A 23,631-nucleotide genomic window follows, 5' to 3' on the forward strand; every position below is an offset into this window, starting at 1 on the left:
ACTGTAGCTATTCAGCACCCCATTCGCAAAATCGTTTTTTCAGAGCCCGCTTTTTGCTCCTGTGGTTACTGCGCCATATTTACACAAGTTCCCTTACCGTGTGATCACATCTACCGGTACGTTCAGTATTTTAGCAACCTTTAAAATCGTATCAATATGCCTTCCGGCTGCCGCTGCCATATGATGGGTAGGGCCTGCCTCACTCCAGCGGTTCACGAACTCTCTGCAGGGGATTGAGAACTTGGTACGCATATTGGTGTCGCCGAAGGTGAAGATCGATCCGGGCTGGTTCTCGCCCTCTGCCACTACAAACTTAAAGTTGCCGTCCTTATCCTGTGTGATAGCCAGGTACGTTACAGGGCCTACCGGAGGATAGAACTGTGTCAGATAGCCGCCGCCTACTTTGCCGTGGAATACCTTTACGATCTTCATGGTAGGCTTATGTGCCAGCGAGATGTCCGCATCGCCGGATCCCGAATGGCCGATGATACAGATGTCTTCGTTGAAATCAATGGAATACATCTCGGACAACTGTCCCATGCCGGAAATGGTCTTCAGAATGGACATTGCCATGGCGACCTTCATGTCACCTTCTACCGCACATGCGGTGCCCTGCTTGATCAGCATGGAAAATGCCGGGATCAGCATGGAATCCAGTTTGCCGGCTACACCCTGCGCCTTGCCTGCATAGTGGGAAGCGATCATGCTCAGATCTTCATCCTTCGCCCACTGTTCAAATGCCAGAACATGCTTTGCCATATCCAGAATATCTTCATCCTCTGCGGTAGCGCCGCCTTCTACTTCGAAGGTATCGATGATATCCTGTGCCTTTGCCTTGATAGCTTCGGTATCGGTAATATCATCCGCGATAGCCCACATGTCTTCCCAGTCGAACTGTTTGGTATACAGACCCATGCGGTTGTACAGGTTGGTCTCGTCGATATAGAGATCCATCATACCGGGATAAGGACGTCCGATCTGGGCGATATTGGTCTGGCGGAAACGTCTGCGGACCTGTGCCGCCTTACACCAGTCTTCAATCTGTGCTGCCACCTCGGGGTCACCGCCTTCTACGACACCGGTGATCACGGCATGTCTCTTGCCTGCACGCTCTAAGTCAGCTACTGCCTCACCTACCGCACCACAGGCATACAGATCACCCAGCCAGATGGGAATATCTGTGTTCGCATAGTCCGGAGCCAGCTTCTTCTGCACATTGATACATACCACGGGAACATCCAGATCACGGATGGCAGGAAGTACGTTATAGGAAGTCGCATAGGTCAGCAGCTGTAAAAATACCAGATCCACATCCGCTGCACGGAACTTATCACCGGCTGCCATGGCCTGTTCCTTGGTGGTCACCATGCCGCCATCAATGATCTCTACGGTATTGGGAATTGTCTTCTTAAAATCCTCATACTGTGCCTCGAAATTGGGCACCAGCTGGGGGAACTGGGGCAGATATGCTCCCAAAGCGATGGAAAATACACCGATCTTTGCCTTTGTGTTTACTAACATTTATGATTTCCTCCTTTTCTTAAGGTCATTTTTATGAATGATTTACTTTGCCGGAACAAACGTCTTGATTTCAAAAGAATCTCTGACGCACTGTCTTGCGCTCTTCAGGTCCGTCAGTTCTTCCGCGTAGATCATCTGTGCCAAGAGGTTACCGATAGCTGTTGCCTCACCGGGACCTGCATATACGGTTTTGCCCGTGGCATCCGCGGTCAGCTGATTCAGATATGCGGCATTAGAACCGCCGCCGATGATGTGGATGCTGTCGTAGGTCCTGCCTGCGATCTTCTCCAAACCGCTTACGGTCTCTCCGTAGGATTGCGCCAAACTGCGATATACCACAGATGCCAACTCTCCTACAGACTCCGGTACCGGCTGTCCCGTCTTCTGACAGTACTTCTTTATAGCTTCCACCATATTGTCCGGCGAGAGGAAGCTTGGATCGTTCACATCCACTCTGGAAGGAAAATTCTTGCTTTCCTCTGCCATATCGCACAGCTGCGCAAAAGAGTAAGCGTCCTTATACTCATGTCTTACGGACTGGATCATCCACAAACCCATAATATTTTTCAGGAAGCGGAACCGGTGGTCGTAACCGCCCTCATTGGTAAAGTTGGCTGTTGCCGCATCCTTGTTGATAATAGGTTTTAACGACTCAATTCCCATCAGGGACCAGGTTCCCGAACTGATGTAGATGCCGTCCCCTGACGCCTGTGGTACTGCCATTACCGCCGATGCCGTGTCATGGCTTCCGCACAATACCACTTCCAGATTGAAACCAACTTCCTTCTGGATCTCGGGCAGGAGCTGACCCACTTTTGTCCCGGGCATCTGCAGAGGCAGGAAAATGTCCTCCGGGTAGCCCAGCTTCTGAATGAGTTCCTTATCCCACTGGAAAGTCGCAGGATCTACCAGCTGTGTGGTGGAACCGTTGGTATATTCCGATAATTTATTGCCTGTCAGACGGAATCCAAAATAATCCGGCAGCATGAGAAGCGTCTTCGCCCGCTGTAACAGTTCCGGCGTCTGCTGTTTTACTGCCATCAGCTGATATACAGTATTGAATATCTGCTTCTGGATACCGGTTCTTGCATACAGCTCTGTCTCCTGCAGAATCTTTGCTGTCTCTATATCCATGCTGTCCGTGCGGTGATCACGATAACCGTAAGTATCTCCCAGGATGCGATCCTGCTCATCCAACAACACATAATCCACTGCCCAGGTGTCGATTGCCATGCTCACCGGGATCTTTCCCAGTTCCTTGCATTTCTTCATGCCATTCAGGATCTCACCAAACAGCCGGTCCACATTCCACAGAAGCTTTCCGTCCTTATGATCCATGCCGTTCTCGAAACGGTAGATCTCTTCTAACTCTATTTTTCCGTTCTCTAAATGCCCCAGGATATGTCGTCCGCTGGAAGCACCGATATCCACAGCCAGATAATATTTTCCCATAAGCTATCCACAGCCTCCCTTATCTGAAACTGAATACCTGGGTTAAAAGTGGCTGTGCTCCTGTGACAGGATCCTTCTCCATGATCAGAATGTCCTTCATATATTCATCCCATTTTTTCACCACGTTGCTCTCCGCCTGTACTTTTGCAGCGTACTCTACGCCTTTTTCACATTCATAGTATCCGAACAGTTCCTCGCCCTGCATCCAGATGGAGTAATTCACGATTCCCGCATCTGCCAGGACTTCCTTCATCTCCGGCCAGATATTGTCATGTCTTTTCTTATATTCCTCCTGCATTCCCGGTACAATCTTTCCCCGCCAAGCATATTTTTCCATAATCGCCACCCTACCTTTCTTCGTATTTCAAGCGTTTCCTATGCGCAGATGGACAGACCGCCCATTTCCGCTGATTCTGTATTTATTGTAGCCTGTGGATTCCGGTTTCGAAATGACATTATTTGCTCCGGGCACTGTCCGATTTTGCCCGAATGAACATGGTGCCATTCATTCTGTTGTGCACAAGATACAGGAATTATGTTATGATGAGTAATCATAGAGAAAGAGAGTTTTTCATGGAACGAACACTGATTTATACTGCTGATAATTCCATAGTCTCCATGCCGGTCAGCTATTTTCTGAAGCAGAAGGGCTTCTCCTCACAGAATCTGGTGCAGTTAAAAAAAGACCCCTCCGCTGTACTGGCAAACGGGATCCCCTGCTTTATGAATCATATACTGCAGCCCGGCGATACCCTGACACTGCATATCCGGGAAGATTACTCTTCGGAAAAGATTCCCCCGGTAAATCTGCCGTTAAATATTGTCTACGAGGATGCGGATCTTATGGTGATCAACAAGCCTGCGGGAATGCCGATCCACCCTTCCATGAACAATTATTACAATTCCCTGGCGAATGCCCTCGCGTACTATTTTAAACAGCAGAACTGTCCTTTCGTCTTCCGTTGCATCAACCGCCTGGACCGGGATACTTCCGGACTGACCATCGTGGCGAAGCATTATGTCAGCGCCGGGATGCTGTCTGCCATGATTGCCAATAAAGCGACTTCCGGCATCACGAGGGAATATCTTGCCATTGCAAAAGGCGCGGTGCGTCCCTTAGAGGGAACCATCACCGCACCCTTAGGGCGCAAGGAAGGCTCGATCATCGAACGGACGGTGGATTTTGAAAACGGAGAATCCGCTGTTACCCATTACAAAGTTCTGGACGAAAAAAACGGGCACAGCCTGGTCTCTCTCATCTTAGAGACCGGCCGTACCCATCAGATACGGATTCATATGAAATACCTGGGCTATCCCCTGATCGGAGATTATCTGTACAACCCGGATATGGAACACATACAGCGACAGGCGTTACATGCCTGGAAGCTGTCATTTTATCATCCCATCACCGGAGAGAAAATGCAGTTCACAGCACCTCTGCCGGAGGATATGGCAGCGGTATTATACCCGTAGTTTTTTCAACGCTTTTTCCCGGATCAGGCATTCACCATGCTCTTCCAAGTATCGTAGCTTCTGCTCATCCGCGCCATATAAGGCTGCGAACTCCATGGCCTGGATACATGCTCTGCTGTAACGTTCATAGGAAGCGCCGCCTTTTCGTACATAAGCATAACAGGTACCATCTTCCATTCGATACAGAGTACTGTCGATGCGTAAGTTTGTAGGCAATACTGCTGCATATTCAATGACTCTGCCGATATTGCGGAACGCAAAAATTGCAAACTGAGGTTTCTGTGCCTCCGCTGCCTTTTTATTCTTTTTGCCGGATTCTCCGGCGTTTTCTCCTGCCTGCGCTTTTTTCTCCGCCGCACCGATCTCTGCCTTTTTCTCCTCGAAGACTCGCTTCATCTCCTGCAAAGCCTGCAACAGCTGTGCACCGCTCTTATTCTCCAGCGGCTCTTTCTCGGAAAGTACCAGTACCAGTCCCTCATCCGGCAGCATCATGATCTGCAGGTCAAATGCATACTTCGGCGGCTTGTATCCCACCTCTTCCTCTGCCTGCTCGATGATCTCCTGTACTACTTCTTTTGCCTTGTCACTGCGGGTCACAAAATCTTTATAATCAATATCGTACTCTTCCAGTTCTTCGTTGGACAGGAAGCACTTTACGGTCTTGTCGTCAATTCTTTCTATTTTCATTGCTATCACCTCTAAATAACCGATTTCTTCGTGCTTCGCACTCCCGAAATCGTAACATCCATTCGCATTCCGGACTTTCGTCCTACTTGCTCATGGCTGTTTATTCCCCTCATAGAAAGCCTCCTTTGCCTGCAAGCAGTCACGGTTGCTTTCTATGGGGGAGTTATTATTATCATATGATAGCATAAAAATGTTGTGATTTCCACTGTGTGAATTATGAATTTTGTCGTGTTACACTTCTATTGAAGTGCACTCAGATCAATCGAGTAGATATATTCGTCTATTTTCTCATTTTCCAGAAATCCGATCATATAAATCGGTAGATATACGATTTTGTCCACAGTACTAATATTCTCATTGCAGAATACCAATGCCTGTGGAATGGCGTATCTTTCATCTTTTAGTACATTATCCAAAGCATTATGCCTTGTATATGCTTTTCCCGACTTTATTTCCAATGGAAGCACATTTCCCTTGTATTCTATGACAAAATCTAATTCTCCCTGTTTCTTGCTGTTAAAATAATACAGCTCGAATCCATGCGCCTTTAATTCCTGTGCCGCAGCATTTTCATAGATGGCACCAAAGTTAATATCTTTTTCCCTGTTCAATATCTTAAGCTGTAACCCATCCACATACATGGATGCCAGCAATCCGACGTCAGACAGGAACAATTTAAACAGGTTCGTAGATTTCGATAAAAGCAACGGTATCTCCGGCTCCTGCACACAATATACGGGAAGCGCAACCCCTGCTTCCTTCAGCCAGATAAAACTGTTCTCATATCGGGAGAATCGGAAATTTTCATTGAGATCCTTCATGATGAACCTCTTATTTTTATGATTCAGTTCACTGGGAATCAAACTAAATATCTCATCCAGATACAGCTTATTATCTTTATCATATTTTGCAATGTCCTTGTAATACAGCTGTACAATACCTTGCTGGATCCGCAGCACTTCTTTTAGATTATTGGTTCGTATATAAGCATCTACCACAGCCGGCATTCCGCCCACGATCAGATATAACCGGAACAGCTCCATCATTTTCTCATGGATCAGTTCATCCACCGGCTGCTTTTTTTCAAAACACTCCTTCAGCTTATCCATGACTGTCTGTGACACCCTGTTTGCCTCACAAAATTCCCGAAAATCTAATGGATACATTTCCAGAATAGATAAATAACCCACCGGTACAGAACGGATATCTTTTAATTCCACACCCAGCAGCGACCCGCTCAGTATATAACGGTATTGTCCGTCTTCCACCAGGAACTTTATTGCCGTTACGATCTCCGGGCATTCCTGCACTTCATCGAAAAAGATCAGAGTCTCTCCAGGAATCATCGGTACATCCGTCAATGCGGAAAGCCGCAGCAGAATATCCTTACTGCCCGTGGTATTTGCAAACAACTTTACTGCCTGCTGATTCTCCACAAAATTGATCTCTACAATATTTTTATAAATCTCTTTGGCACATTCCCTGATAATATAGGTCTTCCCTACCTGTCTGGCCCCAGTTACCATCAGCGCTTCTTTCCGATCACCGTCCAAAAAATCACGAATTTCCTGCTTTATGCGTCTCTCTAACATCAGCCTTCACCTCTTCACCATAACGTTTTGAAGCTTTTCTGATATCAGTATGCCATATTTTCCGCTTTTCCACAATATTTCAGGCAGATTTTGTACACTTTTCCAACGTTTTTGTCTATATTCTGTACGTTTTTCCATTTCTTTAGAAAACAGTGAACACTAATTGGTAAATAGCAAATTTAACTTCCGTTTTGCAAAGGTAACTTCTGTTTGAATTATTTTTGCAAGATTAACTTCGGAATCAGCACCTTGAAAACAGAAATAAGTCTTGCGAAAACAGTGCCAACTGGAAATTAGTATTGCAAGAGTGGACTTTAGTATTACAAACCGCTTGAAATAGGGCTTTTTAGCATGTTACTATACTCTTGAAGTCATATTTTACTGTATGCAAATAAGAAGTCGTCGCTTCGTTTGCATGTTTGCAAGGGAAACTTCCACCTCTGGGATATGGGTGACATGATCAGGAGATGACATTGGCAGTTTTACTTCAGCAGTTCAGGTTTTAGTATGATTTCATTAGCAGGAACAGCTTCCAGGTTAAGCTTAGAGGCTGTATCCGCGCCATAAAAGAAGCTGAATAGTTGATGTGCGGATCGATTATTCAGCTTCTTTCTTGTATAGGAGTTAATGTGACTCATCATCAGGTTGACTTTATCCTGTGTAAGAAAAGCAAATGATGTTTTCTTAGGAACAATCCTTCTGATGAATTCATGAGTTACTTCAATACTTCCTTTTTGATCAGGACGTTGCGGATCACAGTAAAACACATAGGTTCTGCGTCTTCCATCCTCATCAAACTCTATTGCCAACGGATCCGTAAATTCGCTTCCGCGATCTGCTAAGATGACCTGGAACATCTCACAGAATTGTTCCCGCCCAAGTATCTCATAAAGATGGTTCACCGCTTCTGTTACCGACTTGGCTGTATTCGCTTCCCTAAGATATGCCAGCATAAGGGAACAGTTTCTAAAGAATACTGTAAGCAGCACCTTTGTGGAATCCCTGGTGCCTTCTACCGAATCCATTTCCACCACGTTGAAATCAGGATGTCCTTTCATAAAAGCTTCAAAATCTTCGTAGGTACGCCCGATATGGCATTTCTTATCGACACGTACAACCTTTTTGGATTTGCGTTTTTTATAACGCACTTTTCTGGGAAGATCTATATTTCCAGCAGAAAGTATGCCGGCATCTATGTAGTTATAAATGGTCCTTTCATCTACCATGATTTCTGCTGCATTGTTCATACAAATTTGATGAATCGACTGGCCTTGTTTGATAAGAGGCGAAAGGATGGCATCAAGCCGATCCAGTTCTTCTGGTGTTATATCGATACCCTTACGGGAATCAGAACGTGTCTTTTCGTATGTTTTATGAGCTTCCTTTGCATCATAGAACTGTTTGGCAAGAGTACAGGAACTTACCTGCTTACATGAATTGCAAACATAGGGTGCTTTCTTTAGACTTGAACATTTTTCCTCTTCAAAATCAGGACAATTGACCATGCACAAAGCACACTCAGAACAGTATGTTTTTCCGTGCCATAACCGATTAATAAACCCACAGCTATCTTCGCCACAGATATACTGCTTAGTGCATCTCTTTCTGTGTCTGCATGGATTATAGCCTCTGGAACGCGTACCAGTATTTCGATAATCAAGATGGGCTTTCACTTCTTTAGAAACAGTTGATGGATCCTTGCCTATCAGAGCGCCTATTTCAACGAACGTCTGCCCCTCTTTTAAAGCTTTCTGTATGGTAATGCGATCATCCAGTGTCAGATGCTTATATTTATAGGATGACATGTATTTATCCTCCTTAGTCTTGCTGCCATCTCCTGACACTACTGAAGTGATTACCATTATTACACAAAAAAGAAAAGGAAGATCATCTATTTACAAGACTATCTTCCATCTTCATGTTTGTATGACTTATTTCTGTTTTATAAAATATAAAAACCTTAGTAACTGGAAGTTACTTTTTCAATTGAGTGTGAACACTAATTCATTGACTTTACGCAAACTATATGCTAATGTTTCTGTAAAGAAATTCTTATGACCATTCGGTCATTTTTCCCATTTATTTTTTACTAATAATTTTTTTGCATTTGACAATATGGAATATATTCCATATACTAAGGAGGTAACATGAATTCATTTGAAATTGTCTTTTACACAACATCAAATAATATTTGCCCTGTAAAAGATTTTTTATTAAACACAGATATTAAGATGAGAGCAAAACTTTCTTCTCTCATGGAAATTCTCGAAGAATATGGAAATCTTCTACGGGAACCCTACAGCACAAGACACCTAAAAAAGAAATCGAATTGGAAAAATTAAGAAAAGCCGATTATATAGGAAGGATGATGAATAAATGAGTGATTTATCTGCATTTCTCAATGAACAAATGAACAATCCGGAATTTGCGCAGGAATATAATGCTGTTCAGCCGGAAATGGATGCTATCCGTTCTATGATCAAAGCACGAAAATCTCAGAATCTCACGCAAAAACAATTAGCTGAACTCGTCGGCATTGATCAGGGTGATATCAGTAAATTGGAAAATGGGCTGCGGAACCCTACCATTCAGCTACTAAAGCGAATTGCCGACAGCATGAATATGACCTTAAAAATTGAATTTATCCCTAAGCAGCAGAACAATAAGAAAAAGATATAATGATGGTGCATTTTCTTTCGTTGTGATATGATGGAACAAGACAATGTTCGACATTTTTCGACGAAAGAGGTGCCCTTATGACAATATCCTGGTTATCCCTGTTCTGGCTGTTTTTCTTCTATTCTTTTATAGGATGGTGTATTGAGGTATGTTCTGCCGCGGTGCAGCATCGGAAATTCGTCAACCGAGGATTCGTAGCGGGTCCCCTATGCCCGATCTACGGTTTCGGTACCATGCTGTTCGAGATCTTCCTGCCGGAGCTGACGGAATATCCGTTCTTCCTGTTCCTGGGCGGCTTTGTACTGTCCTCTCTTTTGGAATATTCCACAGGAATGTTTTTTGAAAAAGTCTATAAGAAAAAGTTGTGGGATTACTCCCGCTTCCGCTATAATGTGGGCGGTTATATCTGCCTGCCGTTTTCCCTGCTGTGGGGCGCATTAAGCGTTGTGACCGTGATGTTCGCGGATCCGCTGCTGTGCGGGCTGTTTGACCGCATTCCGCATCTTCTCTCCGTAATACTTCTGTTAGTCCTCGGAGGGCTGCTCCTGTTAGACACCATCGGTTCCGCCCTGTCAACAATAAGCTTACAGTTGCAGGCGAAGCACCGGGCGGACTATGCATTAGAAAAGCAGACCGCCCGGCTGGATCAGATCACCGAAGGATTAGGACAGACTTCCCGTTTCCTGGAAAATGCTCTGACCAGGCATATGCAAAAGCGTCTGCAGAAGTCTTATCCTTCTATCAGTCTGGATGCCCTGGTAAAAGCCAGAGCTGAACATAAAAAAGCCACTGTTTTCGCCGAGGGTTGTTGCTTTTATAAATTGTTTTCCCTCTTTTTCATCGGTGCCTTTTTAGGTGATATCACAGAGACGATCTTCTGCCGTATCACAGCCGGGGTCTGGATGAGCCGCAGCAGTGTGATCTACGGGCCCTTCAGTATCGTATGGGGACTGGGTTGTGCCTTTCTGACTCTGCTGCTCTATCGCTACCGGAATAAAAGTGACGGTTCTATTTTCCTGGCAGGAACATTGCTTGGTGGTGCCTATGAATATATCTGCAGTGTCTTCACGGAAATGGTCTTCGGCACGATTTTCTGGGATTACAGTGGATTCGCCTTTAACTTAGGCGGTCGTATCAACCTGTTGTACTGCTTCTTCTGGGGAATCGCCGCTGTGGTATGGCTGAAGTTCATCTATCCGAAGCTGTCCGACTGGATTGAGAAGATTCCGAAAAAAGCGGGTACGATCATTTGTAATATTTTAATTGTATTTATGATTGCCAACATGCTGATCTCCGCACTGGCACTTGCCAGATACACCGAACGCAACGATACCTCCTATTCTGTGGAAACCACAGAGCTTAACGGATGGCAGAAATTTTTAGATGAAAACTATCCTGACGCACGAATGGAACGCATCTATCCGAATGCGAAAATGGTGAATTAATTTAGATTTATTAACGATGGGAGACTGACCGAACCATGCAGATCGATGACTTGACCGCAGGGTTATCCATTAGCTTTATCATTCATCTGAACAACGAAGAACTTCAATTTGAATCCCGCATTTTGGAAGTCTATTCCCGCAGACATACACTTTTGGCTGAGGGTGTGTTTACTGATGATAAAATCATCTCTTTCCGGGGAAAAGGGCTGCTCGTCGATCTGCTGGTCACTCTCTCAGACGATAAACCTCAGCTGTTCAAAAATGTCACCACCAACGTGGTGAAACGCGCCGACGGAACTCTCTGTTACACTGTCTTCAGCATCGCCGGAAGCAAAACCTACAACCGCAGGCAGAGCTACCGCTGTTATATCGGCATCGAAACCGCCATTCAATGCGGTCTGAACCGTTCTGCCCACAATGTTATTATCAAGGATATCAGCTACAACGGATTCGCCGTAGTCAGCAAGGAAGATCTGGAACTGGGTGTCAACCAGACCGTGCACGCTGTCCTGAATGATCATCTGGAGGAGACTGCGGAGAACTTTAATTTCCATCTGTATGGACTGGTCGCCCGTGTGCAGGAATTAGAGAACGGGCTGTTTCTCTATGGCTGCCGGCTCAGCAATCCGGTTCCCGGGCTGGAACAATATATCGTAAAAAAAGAACGGGCTGTCTTACGAAAGAGACAGTTATCCTAAAATAGTAAAAGGTACTCTGAATTCAGAACAAAAATCAGAGTACCTTTTACTATTTCACTTTACTAGTTACCATTCTGCAATAGATCCATCCTTATGTCTCCATACAGGATTTTTCCAATGATGAGGCGTCTTGTTTTCCTCCATCACCAGTTCTTTATTGATGTCTACACCAAGCCCTGTCTTTTTCGGAAGCTTTACATATCCATCGGTAAATACGAAATCATCTTTATTCGTAATATAATCCAGTACACTCTTGCCTACATTATAATGAATTCCAATACTTTGTTCCTGAATAACCGCATTATGACAGGTTGCATCTACCTGAATACATGCTGCCAATGCGATAGGACCTAACGGACAGTGCGGTGCAAGTGCAACATCATATGCTTCTGCCATGGAAGCTATTTTCTTGACTTCAGTGATGCCTCCCGCATGTGACAAATCCGGCTGGATAATATCTATTCCACCGGCATGAAGCAGTCTCTTGAAATCCCATCGTGAAAACAAACGTTCTCCGGTAGCTATCGGGATATTACAACTGGTCGCAATATCATGAAAGTCTTCCATATTTTCACATAAAACAGGTTCTTCTATAAACATAGGATCAAATTCTTCCAACTTTTTCGCCAGAATCTTTGCCATAGGCTTATGAACTCTTCCATGAAAATCAATAGCAATTCCAAAATATTTTCCGGTTGCCTCTCTGATAGATGCCACACGTTCAAGTACTGCATCAATTTTATCATAGCTATCAATATACTGCAGTTCTTCTGTAGCATTCATTTTAATTGCACTAAATCCCGCATTTTTTCGCTCCAATGCCGCCGCTGCCACATCAGAAGGACGATCTCCGCCAATCCATGAATACACTTTCATTTTGTCACGGCATCTTCCTCCCATTAGTTCATATACCGGTGCATTATAATATTTTCCCTTAATATCCCACAGTGCCTGATCGATTCCGGATATTGCACTCATTATAACAGGACCCCCGCGATAAAATCCTGCTCGATACAGAGTATTCCATATATCCTCAATACGCATCGGATCCACATCTATCAGATATTCTGTCATTTCCTCCACACAGGCTTTCACGGTAGAAGCCTTGCCTTCTATCACCGCTTCTCCCCATCCACACAGACCTTCATCTGTTACAATTTCTACAAAGCACCAGCGTGGACGAACCAAATATGTATTTACTTCCTTGATTTTCATAATGTTTTCCTTCTTTCCGTTCTACCCTCAGGAAACTTTTTCTTCTTTCAATTGTCCACATAGCTTCTGGTAAAACTGTTTTACATCTTCCGTTATCTTGTCCCAATTCTTTTCTTTTAGATCTTTCTTATTCACTAATGCACTGCCTATTCCCACACCACAGTATCCATGGCTAAAGTAGTCAATGGCATTCTGCGGAGTAACCCCGCCTACTGCCACATAACTGGTTCCCGGAAACGGTCCTTTCAAACTTTTGTTATAATTCATAGGCAGTTCTCCAGCTGGGAAAAGCTTTAATGTAGAAAATCCGTATTCCTGGCATACACTCACGTCTGTCGGTGTCATAACTCCCGGCAAAAGTCTGACCATATTTTCTTTGCAGTATTCTAAGACTGCCGCATTTGTCGAAGGAGATAAGATAAAATCCGCACCGACTGCCAGCACTTTTTCAGCTGCCTGCACATCCAAGACCGTGCCAGCTCCGATCAAAGTGTCTTCCGGCATGGCTTGCTTCATATTATGAATTTGTTCTATGGCATTCCCATGACTGATAGATATCTCAAAGCACCGCAATCCTGCATGATACAAGCTCATCATATATGGTAATATGTCAGAATCAGAAATATTTCGAATAATAGCAATCACGGGATTTTTATCAATAATATCTTTCATAATGTACTCCTATCTTTTTACACCTGGTAAGATGAATCAGTTTACTAACGACAAATTGGAGAAACATTATTCTGTGATTCTAATAGCTCTTCTTCGTATATCAGTCCTTCAATATCCCCGGATGTTTCTATGGCTCTCGCTCCACAGATAGCACCTATTTTACCGCTCTCGGAATAAGAATAGTTATGCAATATTCCATACAGGAATCCGGCGTTGAACGCATCCCCAGCTCCGATTGGATCTACACAGATTGCATTTTCCGGTAATATCTGCAATATACGATCACCATCATAGCACCATGCTCCACGGCTTCCATCCTTAAATACTACACATTTCATATTTCCAGAGTGGTAGAGTTTATCTCCCAACGTATTTATATCAGAAGTTCCGTAAATATACTCAGCTTCTTCCATTCCTAAAAATAAATATGTAGTTTTCCGGATCAGGTCCTGCATAAGCGGTCGATAATCTTCCTGTTTCCAAAGTTTTCTCCTAATATTAGGATCAAAACTTATTCCTGTCTTATGCTTCATTGCCTGTTCCATAGTAGCATAAGTCAGTTCTTTACAGGATTCACTTAAAACAGGCGTTATTCCGGTCAGGTGTAATATATCTGCCTCTGCCAGTTTTTGTTCGGGAATATCACACTTTGTCATGTGCGCTGCTGCTGATCCGTTCCTGTAATAATAGACACGCGTCTCCTGGTTTGCATGTATTTCCTTAATCATGAGACCAGTAGGATTCTCTCTGTCTACACATACATCAGAAGTATCAACTCCTTCTGCCCTAATCATCCGCAACACATATTGCCCAAGAGTATCATCTCCAACACGACTGACAAAAGCTGTGGATACACCTAATCTTTGTAGTGCGATTGCCGTATTGCTCTCAGCTCCTGCTATCCTCATTCTCAATGATGGTCCATAGCTAAGAGATAGCTGCTCCGTCGGGACAAATGATACCATTGTTTCACCTATAGATATAAACTGGGGCATAAATTCCCCCTCCTTTCGGATATCTCTTATATGAGATGTTCCATATCCATATCTACATTGTTAAGAATGGTTTCTATTTTATTCTTGGAATCAAACAAAAGCGTCCTGACCAGTTTCGCCCTTTCTTCTGTGTAGCGAAATATAGGAATTGCCACGCTGATCGCTGCAACAACCTTTCCCTTTTTCTGTATGGGTACCGCGAAGCAGCAAATGTACTGTGTAGACTCTTCCATTTCACAGGTGTAGCCTAAAAGTCTTGCCTCACTCAACTGATTCGACAAGTCCGTAAAATCCGTAATGGTATTTTCCGTTAACGCCTTCAATCCATTGGGATAAAGCTTTTTTAATTCCAAAAACTCCGTATCCATTAACAACGCTTTTCCTATTGCAGTTCCGTATGCCGGAATTCTCATTCCTACACGAGATGTCATCCGAATAGGCTCCGGAGAATCGATCTTTTTCAAATATAAAACATCTCCGCCCTTCAATATACCAAAATGTGAAGTCTCCATACATACATTTGTCATGTTGGTTAAGATCTTCTCCACTTCGTCCAGGAAATTCAACTGTCTAAGATAAGAATTTCCCACCTGATATAATGAAAAATCTACCTTATAGTGTCCATTGTTATCTAATGCCAAAAAGTGTCTTGCCGTTAAGGTATACATAATCGGATACAGACTACTTTTTGGTGCTTCCATCAGCTTACTGATATCTGTAAGGTTGTATTCGGAAGGGTGTTCTGCTACTAATTCCAGTATATCCAGAACCCTGCTTGTGGAACGATGGATATTTTTGTCTTCACTCATTAATAGTTCCTCCATGAAACGGATATAAGATTAAGATTCGTATATAAGAACATTTAGATTATAGCACTCAATTTTTCCATATGTCAACAATGAAACTTTAGTTTCTTGGTATTTTCTATCTATTTCATCCATTTTTGTGAATTTGCACAGTTTTTTATTAATTCATTTAGTATTTATCACGAAATATAACTATGATATTTACAAATCACTTTCCTCATGCTATTATTTGAGCATGAAACGGATATAGGTACGCGGTTCGTATATAAGAACTCATATTCTAATTTTACTTATTTATTCAAAGGAGGATTTACTTATGAAGAAAAAGTTAGCAGTCATTCTTATGTCATCTATCTTAGCAGTTTCGTCACTGGTTGGTTGTGGCAGCTCCTCTGCTTCCGAAAGCGGAACAGAAAACGCTAATACCAGTGCAGCGGAAGCAAACACTTCCTCTGATGCAAAAACAATTACTGTATGGGCTTGGGACGACAACTTTAATGTTGCAGTAATGAAAAAAGCTGCAGAAGTATATAAGAAGACGAATCCCGACGCCAATATCAATGTAGATGTTGTCAGTCTTTCCAAAGAAGATGTATATGTAAAACTGCAGACTGCTCTTGCCGGAGGTGGTAGCGGTCTTCCCGATATTGTCTTATTAGAAGACTATGTGTCCGGAAAATACTTAAATACCTTCCCCGGTTCCTTTGCTGATCTTACCGACAGTTTCGACTATTCACAGTTTCTTGACTTCAAAGTTGATGCTGTTACCGTAGATGGCAAGACTTATGCCGTTCCTTTCGATACCGGAGCGACTGCTTTATACTATAGGGAAGATATTCTTGAACAGGCAGGTTATAAAGAGGAAGATATGCAGGATCTGACCTGGGATGAATTCATCAAAATCGGTAAAGACGTAACCGAGAAAACCGGCACTCCGATGATTGTAGAAATTGCCAATAATAAAACCACTCTGGTTCGTGCCATGATGCAGTCCTGCGGTCTGTGGTACTATGATCAGAACGGCGATATCAACATCACGAACAACGAAGCTCTGAAGGCAGCTTTTGAAACTATTTCGGAAATGAAAGAAGCAGGAATTCTTTACGAAGCAGAAAGCACAGAAGGAAGAGCTGCTGCATTGAATAACGGTCAGGTTGCTTCCGTTGTAAATGCCCCCTGGTTTATTTCTTCTATTAAACAGGCAGAAGATCAGTCCGGTCTGTGGAGAGCAGTTCGTATTCCCAGATTTGCCAATATTTCCAGTTCTGTAAACGCATCCAACGTTGGCGGCTCCAGCTGGTATGTACTGGAAGGCTCTGCAAACAAAGATGAAGCCATCAAATTCCTTCAGGGTGTATGGCAGGGTAACACGGATTTCTATGATACTATTTTGTTAGATCAGGGTGCTATGGGCTCTTATATTCCCGCATATTCTACCGCAGCATACGATGCAGAAGATGAGTTCTTCGGCGGGGAAAAGATTAATGCTTTGTTCGCAGAAATTCTGCCGGATGTTATCCCCGTTAATTTCGGAGGTTATGTAGCTGAGGCAAATGATGCCATTACTACCGCTCTTGCGGATCTCTTCGCCGGCAAGACAGATATTGACGGTGCGTTAGCGGAAGCAGATGCACAGCTGCGTAACCAGTTAGGCAGATAGGATTTCATGGTTCTGCGGAATAGAAATATTCCGCAGAATCTTTTCCTTAAAATATCCGGGATACCTTATATCCTATATTAGTTTTTATAGAAGGAGTCATTATGAAGCGAACAAAGAAAGCGGGCCCTAATTATAATGTTTACGGCTGGATATTTATTTCACTTGCATTTTTATTATACATAATATTTACGATTTATCCTGCAATCGATTCCCTTCTTCTTGCTTTCCAGAGTTTTGAAGGAGGCAAATATGCCTTTGTGGGTCTGAAGAATTTCAAGAGAATGTTTGGCGATGCCATCTTTTTAAAGTCTCTTGGAAATACTTTCCTTTATATGGTTATTCAAGTACCTTTAATGCTGTTATTTGCCCTTATTATTGCCACTCTCCTCAACAGTAAATTTTTGAAATTCAAGGGATTTTTCCGCACAAGCGTTTTTCTTCCGTGTGTCACTTCTCTAGTAGCTTACTCTATCATATTTAAAATGCTTTTTTCACTGGATGGTCTCTTGAATCAAGTATTAATCAAACTGGGAATTTTAGATGCGCCCTATCAGTATCTGCAGGATTCCACCTGGGCACGCGCCGTTATTATTATCGCAATGATCTGGCGTTGGACCGGTTATAACGTTATTTTTTATTTATCCGCCATGCAAAATATCCCCAAAGAGACTTTTGAAGCTGCAAAGGTGGACGGTGCTAATGCAATCCAGACATTTTTTAAAATTACAATTCCGCAGTTAAAGCCTATTGTTCTGCTTACAACCATTATGTCTACCAACGGCACCTTACAGTTATTCGATGAAACAATGAATATCACACAGGGTGGTCCTGCAAATGCAACCATTACTGTTTCACACTACATATACAACCAGTCTTTTGTCTATGCTCCTAATTTTGGATACGCATCCGCTATCTCTTATATGGTTGTATTTATAATGATTATTTTGGCAATCATACAGTTTACTGTTGCCGGAAAGGAGGATTAATTATGCACAATAAAGAATATCGCGTTTTTAAAAAGGTATTATTGCATATCGCCTTACTCATTGTTGTTTTGATTTCCATTTTTCCATTTATATGGATGTTAACAGGTGCTACAAATAAAAGTGTAGATGTCACCGGCGGTGTTCTACGCTTTGGAAAATCTCTGGGAGAAAACTGGACCAACCTGCAGTCGAGTGCTAATGTATTTCTAGTATTTTTGAATTCCATGAAAATTACACTTATTTATACTTTCGTATCCATTTTGATATGCTCCATGGCAGGATACGGCTTTGAAAAATACAGATCAAAAGGTAAAAATTTGGTATATTCCCTGTTCCTTTTCTCGATGATGATACCTTTTTCTGCCCAGATGATTCCTTTATTTAAAATGGCATCTAAGGCTAATATGTTAGATTCACACACTGCGGTAATTCTTCCTACTCTGGCAATGCCTTTTCTGGTTTTCTTTTTCCGTCAGAGTTTTCAGTCTTACCCCACAGAGTTGATAGAAGCTGCGCGAATCGATGGTGCCAACGAATTCACTATTTTTTTCCGTTTGGTAATGGCTCCAATGAAATCCACTTTTGCAGCCGGCGCCATTTACGCATTTATGAAGCAGTGGAACAATTATCTGTGGCCTCTGATCGTAATACAGACAAACGAAAAGAAGACCTTCACGCTCCTTCTTTCCTCCCTTGCCTCTGCTTATTATGTAGATTACGGTCAGTTAATGTTAGCCATTGTCCTTGCAACCATACCTATTATCATTGTATTTCTGACAATGCAGAAGCAATTTGTAGAAGGCATTGTAGGCTCAAGTAAATAATTTGGAGGTAATCATGCGACAGTATTCCATTGATGCAAGAAATATTAAAAATCCCATCTATCCCTGCCCGATAAAAATGGGTGGCAAAAATGCTAATGGCCAAATGTTATCCATCGGGAATTATTATCTTTCTTTGAATGGAAAACCTTTCTTCGGAATTTGCGGAGAAGCCCATTTTTCAAGAATGAACCGGGAATTATGGGAAGATGAAATCATTAAAATGAAAGCCGGCGGCTTAAATATAATAGCTACTTATATTTTTTGGATACATCATGAGGAAATAGAAGGTACTTTCGATTTCTCCGGCAATAAGGATCTTAGGATTTTCCTGGAATTATGTAAAAAAAATAATATGTATGTTATTTTACGTATCGGTCCCTTTTCCCATGGAGAATGCAGAAACGGTGGTTTCCCCGATTGGATGTATGGACAGCCTTTCGACATCCGCTGTGATGATCCTTCCTATTTATTTTATACCCGACGCTTTTATGAGCAGATCTATCAGCAGGCAAAGGGACTATTATTCAAAGACAATGGGCCTGTTATCGGTGTACAGCTGGAGAACGAACATGAACATGCTTCCTGTCCCTGGGAAATGACGACAGAAAACAGCAAAGAATGGGTCGTTAGCGGACACGATGGCAAAAATCACATGAATACGTTGAAGCAAATGGCCCTGGAGATCGGATTTGATGTTCCTCTTTACACAGCTACTGCCTGGGGCGGTGCCTGTGCTCCTGAAGATACAGTATTCCCTCTTTGGGGCGGATATGCCTTTCGTCCTTGGATGTTTTACGATGGAAAATTAAAAGAGCATCCTGCTACTGCGGAATATCTCTATGGAGATTTTCATAACAACAGTGCTCCAAAATATTACAATTTCGACCCTGAATACGCACCGGAAGACTTTCCTTATGCCTGCTGCGAAATGGGCGGCGGAATGAACGTCTACTATCCATATCGTTTTCAGTTGCCTTATGAAAGTGTTGCAGCACTTTCCCAAGTAAAATCAGGAAGTGGTTGTAATTTCCTAGGATATTATATGTATCACGGTGGCACACATCCCAGGGGAAAGACTGTTCCCTACATGAATGAATGTGATGTTCCAAAGTTTTCCTACGACTACCAGGCTCCTTTAGGTGAATTTGGACAAGTTCGGCTTTCTTACCATCAGCTAAAGCTTCAGCATCTGTTTTATCAGGAGTTTACCTCCGAAATTACGTCCGCTAAAACCATTCTTTCTAAGGAAGCCGCGGTTCAGACTCCCGAAGATGTGGAAACTTTAAGGTATGTTGCGCGTGCAGATGAACAGGGTCGTGGCTTTCTCTATTTAAATAACTATCAGGATCATGTGGAAACGATCGATCAGACGGATTTCTGCGTTACTGTTCAAAGTGACCTCGGAGAAGTACGTTTTCCTCAAGACGGAAGTTTAAATCTCTCCAAAGATGCCTGTGCAATACTGCCCTACTGGTTCTCTTTGGAGGGACATTTACTGAAATATGCCACGGTGCAATTAATCACAAGAGTTGTTTACTCTCATACAGCATATTACTTTTTCAGTAAGATTCGCGGAATGTCGGGAGAATTTGTATTTCCGGAAGACGAAATTATTCCTGTCAGCGGATGCAGCGTTCAGAAGCATAAGGTTATTCTGAGTAATTCCGAAACATCTGTATTCACATTTGGTCAGGGGAATCGCTGCATAGTTACCGTTTTAAATGCAAATGATGCAGAGCGTTTATGGCAATACGATACTCCCGAGGGACGTAAACTTTTCCTGTGTGACTGTCCTGTTTTATATAAGGATAACGAATTTGAACTGGAATATCCCATGGGAGAAGAAGTCGCTCTTTCTGTTTTCCCTTCCGAGAAGGAAAGCATTGTCATCCACAACCGGGAGCTTTCACGATCGGGCAACATAGGTCCTTTCATCACTTATACTGTTTTTCAGGACAAAAAGGAATATCATTTTTCCGTAAGAGATGCCAGTTCCGTAAATTCCGATGAGGAAAGCACTCTGAAGCGCCCTGTTGTCGGAAGCCCTATTACCTCTTCAAAGGTTGTGAATGCAAGAGCTGTTCTGCAGTTTGAGCCAGATGTATTTACCGGAATGAAGCAGGTGATGCTTCGCATTCGCTACCAGGGCGATATCGGATATGCTTTTTCCAACGGTGAAATGTTCCATGATAATTTCTGTAATGGAGCTCCCTGGGAGATAGATCTGCTACCTTACAAGGAAAAACTGTTGAATAAGGGCATGTATATTTATGTTTCTCCCAAAAAATCCGGCGGCTTTATTGACTCCAGTTCAGCTATGGCAGCAATGGTAGAAGTATTCAAGGATCAGGTGGCTCATATTGATTCCATTGAACTTCAGGGCATTAAATCCCTGCCTGTTTCTCTTTGATTTTATTCTCTTTACCTGTTACAATTTAATTTATAACAGGTAAAGAGAAATTATCTGATCTAATTGCGAGGTACTTATTATGAAATGTTTTAATGTAGGAATTCTTGGTACCGGCAGTATTGCACAATCTATGGCATTCACCTTAAATGCTCTCAAAGATAAAGGTGAGGTTGTTCCCTATGCAATTGCTTCCCGTTCCCTTAAAAAAGCGGAAAATTTCGCCCGGGAATGGCATTTTGAAAAAGCATATAGCAGCTATGAGGCTCTTGTCTCTGACCCTGCTGTGGATCTTATCTATATTGCTACTCCACACTCTTTACATTATGAGCATGCTCTGCTTTGTCTTAATCACAGTAAAAATACTTTAGTAGAAAAATCTTTTACCGCCAATGCCCTACAAGCACAGGAGCTCTTATCCTTAGCGGCTGATAAAAAAGTGTTGTTAGCAGAAGCTATATGGACTCGTTATATGCCCAGTCGTAAAATAATAGCAGATCTCTTAGTTTCTGGTGCTATTGGTCGGTTTACAACCTTGAATGCTACATTTTCCGTTCCAATTCACGAAATTCCCCGTATGCATGATCCCTCTCTCTGTGGTGGTGCACTCTTGGATCTGGGAGTATATGTTTTGACAACAGCTTCCATGTATTTTGGTGACGAAATTATAAAAACTGATTCTTCCTGCTCCTTATATCCTACTGGTGTAGATGCTACGGACAACATCACTCTAACTTATGAAGATGGCAAAAAAGCGGTCCTGCATGCATCCATGACGGAAGAATCCTATAACTGTGTGAAAATTTGCGGATCCATAGGTTATCTTACATGGGAAAGTAATAATAATCCTCGTAATATTGAATTACACAGTTCTGACGGTTCCCTACTTCAGAAAATATCGGTTCCCGAACAGATCAATGGCTACGAATATGAAATTCTTGCCTGTAAAAGAGCCATTGAAGATGGAAAAACAGAATGTGAGGATATGCCTCATGCAGAAACGCTGACAATCATGAAGCAAATGGATTCATTACGCCAGGAATGGGGAATTAAATACCCTTTTGAATTATAAAGCATACAAAAAACCGCTGTCCCTCACGGGGCAACGGTTTTTGTATGCAGAGATTATCCCTCAATGGCGATGTATTTATTGGTCTCCACTGCAGGTTTTGCTTCCTTCTTAGGAACATTCAGGGTCAGAATACCATGTTTGAACTCACCCTTAATATCCTCCTGGGTCAGATTGTCACCAACATAGAAGCTACGCTGGCAGGAACCTGCATAACGTTCCTTGCGGATGTACTTGCCGGATTTCTTCTCCTGCTCATCCTCATCCAGACCCTTGGCAGCCTCGATGGTCAGATAACCATCCTCCAGAGATACCTTGATCTCATCTTTCTTGAAGCCGGGCAGATCAACGATCAGCTCATAGCCATCATCGGTCTCCTTAATATCGGTCTTCATTACGTTGTGTGCATGTCTGCCATACAGTTTCTTCTCTATCTGATTCTCTGCTCTGTTGTCAAAGAAAGGTACATCATCAAAAAAGTCATCAAATAAGTTCTCTCCAAAAATGCTAGGTAATAACATAAGTCATCTCTCCTTTTCTATTAAACATATGTCGGTGTCTTTCGATACCTCTTACCTTTTCCATCCTCCGGTAACCACCATCGGACTTCCGAACCGGTACTGGATTTCTGATCTCGTTCTTCTTTCCATCTCTTGATCTTTCTTCCTCTCCCTTGTTCTATTTGTACTATAACACGCACATATTGGTATGTCAATTAAGGAAAAATTATATAATTATAAATTAAAAATAAACAACAAAAAAGACCGGAGCACTGTGATCCACAGTACTTCGGTCCTTACTCTCATAAATAATATGATTGATCTTACTTATCCTTTGCAGTGAAATATACAAAGAATACATCTCCCTCGGTCTCATTGGAGAACTGCTCCAGATAAGAAATAGAGTAATCCTTGGAATCCTCAGGTACTTCAAATACCAGCAGACCGGTTCTCTCTTCGTTGACACTCAGATCGTACTCTTCCGGCAGCTGATCGTCGCTTACGGCATCACTATAATAGGTAATCGGTGCATCAAAGGCATCATCGTCGTCATCATCGCCCCACTGGATCTGGAAATCGGTATCATACATAGTAACGGTAGAACGATCTGTGTTCTTAACCGTTAATTCTGCCACCAGAAGCTTATTTCCCTCTGCAGGTGTATATCCTTCAAATTCCTTGCAGGTATACGCACTGTTTACTGTGTAGTCAAAGAAATAAGTTCTCATTACATCTCCGATACGTCCCTCTGCATATCCGTCGTCATCTGCGGTTACCACACCACTGCCCTTGTTGGATGCTGCTCCTGCCAGGTTCTGAACAGCGCTGTCCACAGGACCACATGCTACCAGGCTGAAAGCCAGTACAGTTGCTACCATAATTCCTGCAAATTTCTTCATTTTTCTTTTCTCCCTCTCATAAATCCTAATTGCATGCGGCTATTCACATGC

22 protein-coding genes are annotated in these 23,631 nt (G+C 42.8%); 10 read left to right on the plus strand and 12 right to left on the minus strand.

From position 1 onward, the window contains the following. Positions 1-93: 93 nt before the first annotated feature. From H9Q77_RS15420 to H9Q77_RS15430, 3 genes are read right to left on the minus strand one after another with little or no spacing between them, the layout of a single operon-like run. Positions 94-1,521: an arabinose isomerase gene (locus H9Q77_RS15420; protein WP_249326138.1), complete on the minus strand. Its 1,428-nt coding sequence runs from the start codon at positions 1,519-1,521 to the stop codon at positions 94-96. A gap of 42 nt (positions 1,522-1,563) precedes the next feature. Then, on the minus strand, positions 1,564-2,973 hold the full coding sequence (rhaB, locus tag H9Q77_RS15425) for a rhamnulokinase (RefSeq protein WP_249326139.1): 1,410 nt from the start codon (positions 2,971-2,973) through the stop codon (positions 1,564-1,566). Between the two features lie 19 nt (positions 2,974-2,992). Continuing rightward, positions 2,993-3,310, minus strand: coding sequence for an L-rhamnose mutarotase (locus tag H9Q77_RS15430; protein WP_022154539.1), 318 nt, complete (start codon positions 3,308-3,310; stop codon positions 2,993-2,995). Positions 3,311-3,546: 236 nt separating this feature from the next. Between H9Q77_RS15430 and H9Q77_RS15435 the strand changes: the two genes are divergently transcribed. Next, a complete protein-coding gene (locus H9Q77_RS15435; RefSeq protein ID WP_118692820.1) occupies positions 3,547-4,446 on the plus strand; it encodes an RluA family pseudouridine synthase in 900 nt (299 codons plus the stop codon). On the opposite strand, the gene H9Q77_RS15440 is transcribed toward H9Q77_RS15435, so the two are convergent. From H9Q77_RS15440 to H9Q77_RS15450, 3 genes are all read right to left on the minus strand, one after another. Beyond that, positions 4,435-5,133, minus strand: coding sequence for an adaptor protein MecA (locus H9Q77_RS15440; protein WP_249326140.1), 699 nt, complete (start codon positions 5,131-5,133; stop codon positions 4,435-4,437). The two genes, H9Q77_RS15435 and H9Q77_RS15440, sit on opposite strands and share 12 nt — an antisense overlap. Positions 5,134-5,372: 239 nt before the next feature. After that, on the minus strand, positions 5,373-6,725 hold the full coding sequence (locus tag H9Q77_RS15445) for an ATP-binding protein (protein ID WP_249326141.1): 1,353 nt from the start codon (positions 6,723-6,725) through the stop codon (positions 5,373-5,375). A 482-nt stretch (positions 6,726-7,207) separates the two neighbouring features. Next, positions 7,208-8,530 carry an IS30 family transposase gene (locus H9Q77_RS15450; RefSeq protein ID WP_249326143.1) on the minus strand — a complete coding sequence of 441 codons (1,323 nt, stop codon included), beginning with the start codon at positions 8,528-8,530 and terminating at the stop codon, positions 7,208-7,210. Positions 8,531-8,872: 342 nt separating this feature from the next. Here H9Q77_RS15450 and H9Q77_RS15455 point away from each other — a divergent pair, with 342 nt between their 5' ends. The 4 genes from H9Q77_RS15455 (at position 8,873) to H9Q77_RS15470 (ending at position 11,547) form a co-directional block, all read left to right on the plus strand. Beyond that, on the plus strand, positions 8,873-9,067 hold the full coding sequence (locus H9Q77_RS15455; protein ID WP_249326145.1) for a hypothetical protein: 195 nt from the start codon (positions 8,873-8,875) through the stop codon (positions 9,065-9,067). Positions 9,068-9,101: 34 nt separating this feature from the next. Further along, positions 9,102-9,404, plus strand: a complete 303-nt coding sequence (locus H9Q77_RS15460; protein ID WP_118550957.1) for a helix-turn-helix domain-containing protein — start codon at positions 9,102-9,104, stop codon at positions 9,402-9,404. Between the two features lie 77 nt (positions 9,405-9,481). Further along, entirely contained in the window at positions 9,482-10,849 is a 1,368-nt protein-coding gene (locus tag H9Q77_RS15465; protein WP_249326147.1) for a putative ABC transporter permease, read from the plus strand. A gap of 35 nt (positions 10,850-10,884) precedes the next feature. Then, on the plus strand, positions 10,885-11,547 hold the full coding sequence (locus tag H9Q77_RS15470; RefSeq protein ID WP_249326148.1) for a PilZ domain-containing protein: 663 nt from the start codon (positions 10,885-10,887) through the stop codon (positions 11,545-11,547). A 66-nt stretch (positions 11,548-11,613) separates the two neighbouring features. Here the strand turns inward: H9Q77_RS15470 and dgoD are convergent, their stop codons facing one another. Genes dgoD through H9Q77_RS15490 form a run of 4 tightly spaced genes read right to left on the minus strand, consistent with a single transcriptional unit; the run spans position 11,614 to position 15,238 of the window. Further along, a complete protein-coding gene (gene dgoD, locus H9Q77_RS15475) occupies positions 11,614-12,762 on the minus strand; it encodes a galactonate dehydratase (protein ID WP_249326150.1) in 1,149 nt (382 codons plus the stop codon). Positions 12,763-12,789: 27 nt separating this feature from the next. Next, positions 12,790-13,434: a bifunctional 4-hydroxy-2-oxoglutarate aldolase/2-dehydro-3-deoxy-phosphogluconate aldolase gene (locus tag H9Q77_RS15480; protein ID WP_118692812.1), complete on the minus strand. Its 645-nt coding sequence runs from the start codon at positions 13,432-13,434 to the stop codon at positions 12,790-12,792. 44 nt (positions 13,435-13,478) lie between these two features. Beyond that, positions 13,479-14,429 (minus strand): sugar kinase, encoded by a 951-nt coding sequence (locus H9Q77_RS15485; protein ID WP_118692811.1) that lies wholly within the window; start codon positions 14,427-14,429, stop codon positions 13,479-13,481. Between the two features lie 26 nt (positions 14,430-14,455). Next, complete coding sequence (locus tag H9Q77_RS15490) at positions 14,456-15,238, minus strand: IclR family transcriptional regulator (RefSeq protein ID WP_249326151.1); 783 nt, start codon at positions 15,236-15,238, stop codon at positions 14,456-14,458. A gap of 313 nt (positions 15,239-15,551) precedes the next feature. Here H9Q77_RS15490 and H9Q77_RS15495 point away from each other — a divergent pair, with 313 nt between their 5' ends. From H9Q77_RS15495 to H9Q77_RS15515, 5 genes are all read left to right on the plus strand, one after another. Continuing rightward, a complete protein-coding gene (locus H9Q77_RS15495; protein ID WP_249326152.1) occupies positions 15,552-16,895 on the plus strand; it encodes a sugar ABC transporter substrate-binding protein in 1,344 nt (447 codons plus the stop codon). A 101-nt stretch (positions 16,896-16,996) separates the two neighbouring features. After that, positions 16,997-17,881, plus strand: coding sequence for a carbohydrate ABC transporter permease (locus H9Q77_RS15500; protein WP_118692809.1), 885 nt, complete (start codon positions 16,997-16,999; stop codon positions 17,879-17,881). Positions 17,882-17,883: 2 nt separating this feature from the next. Continuing rightward, positions 17,884-18,705 carry a carbohydrate ABC transporter permease gene (locus tag H9Q77_RS15505; protein WP_118545375.1) on the plus strand — a complete coding sequence of 274 codons (822 nt, stop codon included), beginning with the start codon at positions 17,884-17,886 and terminating at the stop codon, positions 18,703-18,705. A 13-nt stretch (positions 18,706-18,718) separates the two neighbouring features. Continuing rightward, positions 18,719-21,115 (plus strand): beta-galactosidase, encoded by a 2,397-nt coding sequence (locus H9Q77_RS15510; protein WP_249326154.1) that lies wholly within the window; start codon positions 18,719-18,721, stop codon positions 21,113-21,115. 79 nt (positions 21,116-21,194) lie between these two features. After that, positions 21,195-22,184 (plus strand): Gfo/Idh/MocA family protein, encoded by a 990-nt coding sequence (locus tag H9Q77_RS15515; protein WP_249326156.1) that lies wholly within the window; start codon positions 21,195-21,197, stop codon positions 22,182-22,184. Positions 22,185-22,237: 53 nt separating this feature from the next. Here the strand turns inward: H9Q77_RS15515 and H9Q77_RS15520 are convergent, their stop codons facing one another. Together H9Q77_RS15520 and H9Q77_RS15525 are read right to left on the minus strand one after the other, a co-directional pair. Continuing rightward, complete coding sequence (locus H9Q77_RS15520; RefSeq protein WP_022153096.1) at positions 22,238-22,702, minus strand: Hsp20/alpha crystallin family protein; 465 nt, start codon at positions 22,700-22,702, stop codon at positions 22,238-22,240. Between the two features lie 302 nt (positions 22,703-23,004). Next, positions 23,005-23,580, minus strand: a complete 576-nt coding sequence (locus H9Q77_RS15525) for a DUF4352 domain-containing protein (protein ID WP_249326157.1) — start codon at positions 23,578-23,580, stop codon at positions 23,005-23,007. Between the last annotated feature and the right edge of the window lie 51 nt (positions 23,581-23,631).

The organism is Simiaoa sunii (assembly GCF_014337175.1).
GTDB lineage: Bacteria > Bacillota > Clostridia > Lachnospirales > Lachnospiraceae > Acetatifactor > Acetatifactor intestinalis.

Coding starts and splice junctions, on each gene's coding strand:
- H9Q77_RS15420 (WP_249326138.1), bottom strand. CDS start 1,521: ATGTTAGTAAACACAAAGGCAAAGATCGGTGTATTTTCCATCGCTTTG.
- rhaB (WP_249326139.1), bottom strand. CDS start 2,973: ATGGGAAAATATTATCTGGCTGTGGATATCGGTGCTTCCAGCGGACGA.
- H9Q77_RS15430 (WP_022154539.1), bottom strand. CDS start 3,310: ATGGAAAAATATGCTTGGCGGGGAAAGATTGTACCGGGAATGCAGGAG.
- H9Q77_RS15435 (WP_118692820.1), top strand. CDS start 3,547: ATGGAACGAACACTGATTTATACTGCTGATAATTCCATAGTCTCCATG.
- H9Q77_RS15440 (WP_249326140.1), bottom strand. CDS start 5,133: ATGAAAATAGAAAGAATTGACGACAAGACCGTAAAGTGCTTCCTGTCC.
- H9Q77_RS15445 (WP_249326141.1), bottom strand. CDS start 6,725: ATGTTAGAGAGACGCATAAAGCAGGAAATTCGTGATTTTTTGGACGGT.
- H9Q77_RS15450 (WP_249326143.1), bottom strand. CDS start 8,530: ATGTCATCCTATAAATATAAGCATCTGACACTGGATGATCGCATTACC.
- H9Q77_RS15455 (WP_249326145.1), top strand. CDS start 8,873: ATGAATTCATTTGAAATTGTCTTTTACACAACATCAAATAATATTTGC.
- H9Q77_RS15460 (WP_118550957.1), top strand. CDS start 9,102: ATGAGTGATTTATCTGCATTTCTCAATGAACAAATGAACAATCCGGAA.
- H9Q77_RS15465 (WP_249326147.1), top strand. CDS start 9,482: ATGACAATATCCTGGTTATCCCTGTTCTGGCTGTTTTTCTTCTATTCT.
- H9Q77_RS15470 (WP_249326148.1), top strand. CDS start 10,885: ATGCAGATCGATGACTTGACCGCAGGGTTATCCATTAGCTTTATCATT.
- dgoD (WP_249326150.1), bottom strand. CDS start 12,762: ATGAAAATCAAGGAAGTAAATACATATTTGGTTCGTCCACGCTGGTGC.
- H9Q77_RS15480 (WP_118692812.1), bottom strand. CDS start 13,434: ATGAAAGATATTATTGATAAAAATCCCGTGATTGCTATTATTCGAAAT.
- H9Q77_RS15485 (WP_118692811.1), bottom strand. CDS start 14,429: ATGCCCCAGTTTATATCTATAGGTGAAACAATGGTATCATTTGTCCCG.
- H9Q77_RS15490 (WP_249326151.1), bottom strand. CDS start 15,238: ATGAGTGAAGACAAAAATATCCATCGTTCCACAAGCAGGGTTCTGGAT.
- H9Q77_RS15495 (WP_249326152.1), top strand. CDS start 15,552: ATGAAGAAAAAGTTAGCAGTCATTCTTATGTCATCTATCTTAGCAGTT.
- H9Q77_RS15500 (WP_118692809.1), top strand. CDS start 16,997: ATGAAGCGAACAAAGAAAGCGGGCCCTAATTATAATGTTTACGGCTGG.
- H9Q77_RS15505 (WP_118545375.1), top strand. CDS start 17,884: ATGCACAATAAAGAATATCGCGTTTTTAAAAAGGTATTATTGCATATC.
- H9Q77_RS15510 (WP_249326154.1), top strand. CDS start 18,719: ATGCGACAGTATTCCATTGATGCAAGAAATATTAAAAATCCCATCTAT.
- H9Q77_RS15515 (WP_249326156.1), top strand. CDS start 21,195: ATGAAATGTTTTAATGTAGGAATTCTTGGTACCGGCAGTATTGCACAA.
- H9Q77_RS15520 (WP_022153096.1), bottom strand. CDS start 22,702: ATGTTATTACCTAGCATTTTTGGAGAGAACTTATTTGATGACTTTTTT.
- H9Q77_RS15525 (WP_249326157.1), bottom strand. CDS start 23,580: ATGAAGAAATTTGCAGGAATTATGGTAGCAACTGTACTGGCTTTCAGC.